This is a genomic window from Alteromonas aestuariivivens (genome assembly GCF_003367475.1).
GTDB lineage: Bacteria > Pseudomonadota > Gammaproteobacteria > Enterobacterales > Alteromonadaceae > Alteromonas > Alteromonas aestuariivivens.
Window position 1 is genome coordinate 337,378 of the sequence record NZ_QRHA01000005.1, and the last position, 6,263, is coordinate 343,640.

Below are 6,263 nucleotides of genomic sequence, written 5' to 3' on the forward strand. Positions count from 1 at the left end.
TAATAATTACCCTGTTGTTGCAGGAAGGAATTGAATGCGGAAAGAAGAAGAATTGCTTGTCGCGCTGAGGCGGGTAATGCGGGCTGTGGATTTACGCAGCAAACACCTCAGTAAATCGGTTGGGCTAACCGGCCCGCAGCTTATGGTGATGCAGAACATTCAGCTCAGCCCTGGGATCATGGTCAGGGAAATTGCAGAAAACATTAACCTGAGCCCCGCCACTATTACCAACATACTCGACAGGCTTGAAGCCCGCAATCTGGCCAATCGAATTCGCAGCACCACGGACAAGCGCAAAGTTGGCGTTTATCTTACGGAGTTAGGTCAGGAAGCGATAAAAGATGCCCCCCGCCCATTGCAGGAACACTTTATTGAGAGGTTCCATCAGCTAAAAGAATGGGAACAAAGCCAGATGGTAGCCACAATGCAACGCATCGCCACCATGATGGACGCCGAGGATTTGGATGCGTCGCCCTTACTGGAAGTGGGCGAGCTTTCCGATACCTGAAACCAGACCGAAATCTCAGTCTGATTTCGCTTTCAACGGATTCGGGCGCCCACCGGTAACTTTGTCGGCCCGCCCTTCCTGAATGGCTTTTTCAGCGCGGCGTTTTCTGACCTCTTTGGGGTCTGCAATCAGCGGCCGGTAGATTTCCACCCTGTCGCCTTCCCGCACCGTATCGGTCAGTTTTACAACCCGGCTCCATATACCAACCTTATTGCTGGCAAGGTCTATCTCCGGATAAAGTTCAGACAAACGGGATGCCTGGATCACCTCTTCAACGGTGGCCCCTTCCCGAATAGCAAGTTCCACCAGCGTCTGCCTGTCGGGCAAACCATAAACCACCTCAACATTAACCACAGCGGCCATCAGTACACCGCCCTCGCCCGTTGCGTAAAAGCGTTCACCATATTGGCGGCGAGGCCATTAAAAATCTTTCCGAACGCCAGTTCAGCCAGTTTGTTGCTGAATTCAAACTCCAGACTAAATTCAATTTTACACGCAGACTCAGACAGGGCGGAAAACGTCCATCCGCCACGCAGGTGTTTAAATGGCCCCTCAACAAGGGTCATTTCAATTCGTCGGGCTGGCTCAAGCACATTGCTGGTAGTAAACCACTGCTGCATACCAGCTTTGGTAACCAGCAGAGACGCCTTCATTACGCTATCCTGATGGTCGATGACTTTGCTGTCTGCGCAACCAGGAAGAAATTCCGGATAAGATTCCACATCATTCACCAAATCAAACATGGCTTGAGCACTGTATGCCACCAATGCACTGCGTTGAATACTCGGCATAAAATTAAAACTTACATCGCTAACAAAAGCGGCCAGTCTAGCATGAGTTGGGGGCCCCAACTAGCGCTGAAAACAAGGCAAACCAGCCGATGAACAAAATGTGATGCCAGCCACTGAAATACAAGACATTAAACCCGCAATCAGTATAATAGCCGCCATGAAAAAGAATAAAGCCAATAAATCCACTTCCGGTACCATCGCCCTGAATAAAAAGGCGCGCCACGACTACCACCTTGAAGACAAATTTGAAGCCGGCTTGGCTTTACAGGGTTGGGAAATCAAGAGCATCCGGGCCGGCAAGGTGAACATTACTGACAATTACGTCATCATCCAGAACGGCGAGGCCTATCTGGTAGGTGCCCGTATTTCCCCGCTCAACCAGGCTTCAACTCACGTGGTATGCGAACCCGAGCGGGCCAGAAAACTGTTGCTAAAAAAGCGTGAACTCGACCGTCTCATGGGTGCCCGGGACAGGCAGGGCTACTCTATTGTTGCCACCGCAATGTACTGGAAAAAATGCTGGGTAAAACTGGAAATCTACTTGGCCAAAGGTAAACACACCCACGATAAGAGGGATGCGGTTAAAGATCGTGACTGGCAACGTCAGAAAGAACGGGTGATGAAGCACAGCTCATAGCAGTGTTTACCAGCTCCTGAAATTTCTCGTTGTAACTGGCTGGAAACTGCTTTTACCCTGGTATTCTGGCCCTTTCTCTGAGGTAACGTTGGGTGGCCCGTCTTTTGTGCCACATGTCCTGGACCAGGCTCCATAAAGGTGACGGGTCCCGCACAGTTGAGAGATTGTTACCCAAGCGGCGTAAATTCCGCCGCACCATGGCCATTTTAGCCAGGCTTACCAAAACTTTGTTCTGCCAGCTACAATAGGGGAGTACTCCCTGATAGTCCGGTTTACTTTGCCATTTTAAGGGTAAATCAGGAGTAACTGCGAACGCGCTGGCCATGCCCACAAAAGCACACCCATGTTCAATAACCTGTTCTGCCACGGCAAGTTGCTTCACCCCACCCGTGGTCATTATTGGGACACGGGTATCAACCAGTATTTCCCGGGCAAATTTCAGAAAATACGCTTCTCTGGCAAGGGTATTATGATCCCGTGATTGCCCCTGCATCGCTGGCACTTCATAGCTGCCGCCACTTAGCTCGATCACATCCACATCCAGCCGCTCCAACATGGCAATGACACGCCGGGCATCTTTTATGGTAAAGCCGCCCCTTTGAAAATCCGCAGAATTAAGCTTTATAAGAATGGCAAAGTGTTTTCCGCAGGTAGCCCGGATCTGGCTGACAATATTCAGCAATAAACGAGCGCGATTTTCCAGACACCCGCCATACTCATCCTGGCGATGGTTGGTTAACGGGGACAAAAACTGACTCAACAAATACCCATGCGCAGCGTGTACTTCCACACCGTCAAAACCGGCATTCTGAGCACATTTTGCGGTACTCACGAAACGCTGGCAAACATCTCTGATCTCTTCACAGCTCATAGCTTTTGGCTGAACAAACTGTTTGGAAAAGCGTCCCATATTCAGCGGGACCGCCGAGGGTGCCAGAGCCTTGCCTTTGAGTTTGACAAAAGATTGCCTGCCTGGGTGGTTGATTTGCATTATCGCCAGCGCACCACCCGATTTGATAACTGACGCCCAGCGCTCGAAGGGGTCTGACGGAGAGGAACTTTCGAGCACTACCCCACCCGGCCCGGTCATGGCAGCACTGTCAACCATAACATTTCCGGTAATGATCATACCTGCACCACCGTGAGCCCAATAGCGATACAAAGCTAACAGAGCATAACCGGGCAGCCTTCCCGGCCCAGCCATATTTTCTTCCATTGCGGCTTTCACTATCCGGTTTGGAACAACTTGCCCACATGGCAGGGAGAACGGGGTATTGACAATGGAATCAGTTTTCATACTGCTAATCTGATATTAAAAGCTGGGGTACTTTAATCAAGATCGCAGCAGATTGCACCCTTTAGAACCTGTTTTACTGCCTTTTCACCCAAAGAATTAGCAACTTTACCTTCAACGTGCAAAGCGCAATTCAAAGCAGTGTGCCCTGAACGCGCTTTATTGGCCTCTAATCACAAATCCATTGACCACTTATCCAGTTTGTAAAAGGAGTTCGTTGTTTTGGTCACTCCTGTAGTCGAACGCCCTTCATATGAACGGGTGACTATACCCCAGGTTGTGGTAGCCCCCTCACGGCTTGAACCAGTAATGCCGTTAATCGAATTGTTACTCACGACATTGGTTCCCTGAACACCAATAAGCGAGATGCCTTCGAAGGCATCACTGAACGAATTGAAATTTGCCACCGTGCTACTTTGGTTTGCCACCACATCGCCCAGGTTATCAATTGTATTGTCATCAACTGTAACGTTGTTTGCAGTTTCAAGACTGATGGCCCGCATGGCTTTGTCTATAGTGTTGCGTTTTATCGTGATATTAGTGGCCTGCCAGCCCTGATTAACGCTCTTGACACTCAAACCCACTGCAACATCAACCAGATCATTGTCCCGCATGACAATATTGTCTGCGCCACGCTTTGAGGTAAACCCGTCAAATGCGCGTTCTACATAGTTGTTGTGAATAGTAAAGTGGTCGCCAAACTGGCCGGAATCACCGCCCGCACTCAGATAGACCGCAGCATCACGCACACCATAGAAGTTGTTGTAACGAATTGTCGCTTTTAACGCTCCGGTCATTAAAATTGCACTGTCACCACCGGCTAAATAGAAAGGATCACTGCTGGATGCTGTGCCAGTGTAGGTGATGTTTTCAATAATTAGTTCATCGAGCTTGTGATAATTGGTGCTGTTTACCACACCGCGAATAGACAATGCGTCACCAGTATTCTGTGTACCTTCGCGACCTGAAGGAGTCAACTGGGTATAGGGTACAACCTTCGACACATAGGCGTTGGCCATATTGAAACTGCCACCGTCCCAATGAAAATCGGCAAGTGCGTTTTCATTGTTGCAAACGTTGTCGCCATTCACAGTATCGAAACTGAACATATCGCCATCAAGACTTGAGGTAGCAATAAAATTGGCCCCGGTTGCATCGACAACCAGATCTTTTCGCAACGTCACTTTTATGTCTGAACTTATGTAGTAAGTACCGGTAATGGTTAGCGGCAAACCCGTGTTGGTAGCCTGCTGTAACGCATCCTTCAGCTGACTGACGTTGCCATTGGGGTTTACAGGCGTACTGGTACAATTTGCAGCATTAACGACAGGTATTGCCAAAAAGCCCAGCGTAGATAGACAAATCTTTTTTTTGATATTCTTAATCATATTTAGGGTACCCGGGTGTTTGTATCGAGCGTTATTTGAGTGGAGACACATGCGTCTTCCGGTTACTGGTTTCCATATAGGCCAAAAAAGGTCAACTTCAACCAAAAATAAACACAAAACAAACACATTATTGATCAAATTAAACCAATTTCAACAAAATATTTACACTTGTCACATTGAGCAACGTTGCATAGTTTTGTAAATCGAGCGTCACCAGACGCGCTCCTCATCTAACTAAGGGCTCTGAATGGGGTTTGAGGGCTTATGTAGCGTATTAAATGCAGGTTGTACTGGCGTACGAAAGTAGGTAAACTCCGAATAAGTTCCACCGTCGAAACTGTTTGTTTCAAGGGTGTGAAAATCCTGGTAACAGGAGATCTCCGGGGCTGATTAGGATTCGACAGGATCTAGGAAGCTGGAGGTGCATGCAGAGGAGCGGTTTGCCTCTTAAAAAGCCGCATTAAATAGTCGCAAACGACGAAACTTACGCACTAGCCGCTTAATACCCGGCATAGGCCCTTCCACCACAGCTTTGTTTGCTAGCGTGGGTTCGGAAGGTCATATAAGCAAACTAGCGAGGGAAACTCTCCTGAGGTTGAACCGCGAAACAGTATCAGGACAGCTACCAGGAATCCTGTTTGCCGGAGTCCAAAGTAGTTAAATAAAAGACAAACTAAGCATGTAGTACCAAAAGTAGACATTTTCTGGACGCGGGTTCAAATCCCGCCAGCTCCACCAAATGCCAAAGCGGTCTAGACCACTCTAGACCGCTTTATCCCACTAAAAACGCTGACTCCAGCGAAGCTCACCGAAATACTCAACAGGTCTCGGACGGTCTACAAAGGGCCTCAGAATGTCCTGAATCTGTACTCGGATGTCGCGAATCTGTCACCTCCCCCTTAGCACTTACTGAGGGTATTGGTACTCGTGAATGCCACAAGTTTCGTTCTCGGATATTCGATAAGTTAAGCCCCATCGCTTATGACGTTGCTCATAAATATATAAAATTGACGCGCCTCAGTGATTACGTAACCGCCAACCGATTCCTATCTAATTTAGATAAGCAACTCCAGGTTGCCGATCTAAACCTGACTACTGACCTACCAGAACTCAAGCGTTTTGCCAAAACAAAAGCCAATGAATGTATGCGTGACACCGCCCACATGGCTAAAGAGCAAGCCCTCTCCTTTTGCAAAAGTAAGTTCTCACGATACGGCTTTGTATTGCCCGATGACCATTCAATCGCCGAAGCATTAACTCAACTTCGCTCTGAAAAGTTTTGGTTTAAAAGGTTAAAGCAGTTAGCAGCACAACAGATGGAAGAAGTTCGGCGCCAACTAGACCTGGTTCACCAAGAGAAAAGCACATATTGCAGTAGCGAAAGATTGTCACAGCACCAGTGGGAAAAAGAGCAGTCACTGAGCTACATGGAAAATAAATGGTTCTGCAGTGCCGATGGTGAATACATTTCAATGCTCGATGCCTACAACTCTAATGTCTCTAACCCAAGAGTTCGCAGTGTAGTGGTCAAGTAATTTTGGCCACATCGTTGTAGCTATTCCAGTAACGTTTCTCCGATTCATTCGGTGTTAAACCACCGTTGTATGAATGCGGTCTCAGTCGGCTGTAATAGCCATGAATATAA

The 6,263-nt window shown here is 48.0% G+C and carries 7 protein-coding genes and 1 other RNA gene; 4 read left to right on the top strand and 4 right to left on the bottom strand.

Translation table 11 applies throughout. The features are described from left to right. The first annotated feature begins 34 nt into the window (after nucleotides 1–34). Entirely contained in the window at nucleotides 35–508 is a 474-nt protein-coding gene (locus DXV75_RS08915; protein ID WP_115593051.1) for a MarR family winged helix-turn-helix transcriptional regulator, read from the top strand. A gap of 15 nt (nucleotides 509–523) precedes the next feature. Here the strand turns inward: DXV75_RS08915 and DXV75_RS08920 are convergent, their stop codons facing one another. Together DXV75_RS08920 and DXV75_RS08925 are read right to left on the bottom strand one after the other, a co-directional pair. Continuing rightward, on the bottom strand, nucleotides 524–871 hold the full coding sequence (locus tag DXV75_RS08920; RefSeq protein WP_115593052.1) for an RnfH family protein: 348 nt from the start codon (nucleotides 869–871) through the stop codon (nucleotides 524–526). Further along, entirely contained in the window at nucleotides 871–1,299 is a 429-nt protein-coding gene (locus DXV75_RS08925) for a type II toxin-antitoxin system RatA family toxin (protein WP_115593053.1), read from the bottom strand. The genes DXV75_RS08920 and DXV75_RS08925 overlap by 1 nt, the downstream gene beginning before the upstream one ends. A 157-nt stretch (nucleotides 1,300–1,456) precedes the next feature. On the opposite strand from DXV75_RS08925, the gene smpB reads away from it, so the two are divergent. Continuing rightward, nucleotides 1,457–1,936, top strand: coding sequence for an SsrA-binding protein SmpB (smpB, locus tag DXV75_RS08930; RefSeq protein WP_115593079.1), 480 nt, complete (start codon nucleotides 1,457–1,459; stop codon nucleotides 1,934–1,936). A gap of 52 nt (nucleotides 1,937–1,988) precedes the next feature. Here smpB and DXV75_RS08935 read toward each other — a convergent pair whose 3' ends face one another. Continuing rightward, nucleotides 1,989–3,233, bottom strand: a complete 1,245-nt coding sequence (locus tag DXV75_RS08935) for an NADH:flavin oxidoreductase/NADH oxidase family protein (protein WP_115593054.1) — start codon at nucleotides 3,231–3,233, stop codon at nucleotides 1,989–1,991. A 170-nt stretch (nucleotides 3,234–3,403) separates the two neighbouring features. After that, nucleotides 3,404–4,618, bottom strand: a complete 1,215-nt coding sequence (locus tag DXV75_RS08940) for a right-handed parallel beta-helix repeat-containing protein (protein ID WP_115593055.1) — start codon at nucleotides 4,616–4,618, stop codon at nucleotides 3,404–3,406. A gap of 382 nt (nucleotides 4,619–5,000) precedes the next feature. Here DXV75_RS08940 and ssrA point away from each other — a divergent pair. Next, nucleotides 5,001–5,356, top strand: a transfer-messenger RNA (tmRNA) gene (gene ssrA, locus DXV75_RS08945). A gap of 269 nt (nucleotides 5,357–5,625) precedes the next feature. Then, complete coding sequence (locus tag DXV75_RS08950; RefSeq protein ID WP_147291816.1) at nucleotides 5,626–6,153, top strand: replication endonuclease; 528 nt, start codon at nucleotides 5,626–5,628, stop codon at nucleotides 6,151–6,153. Nucleotides 6,154–6,263: the final 110 nt, after the last annotated feature.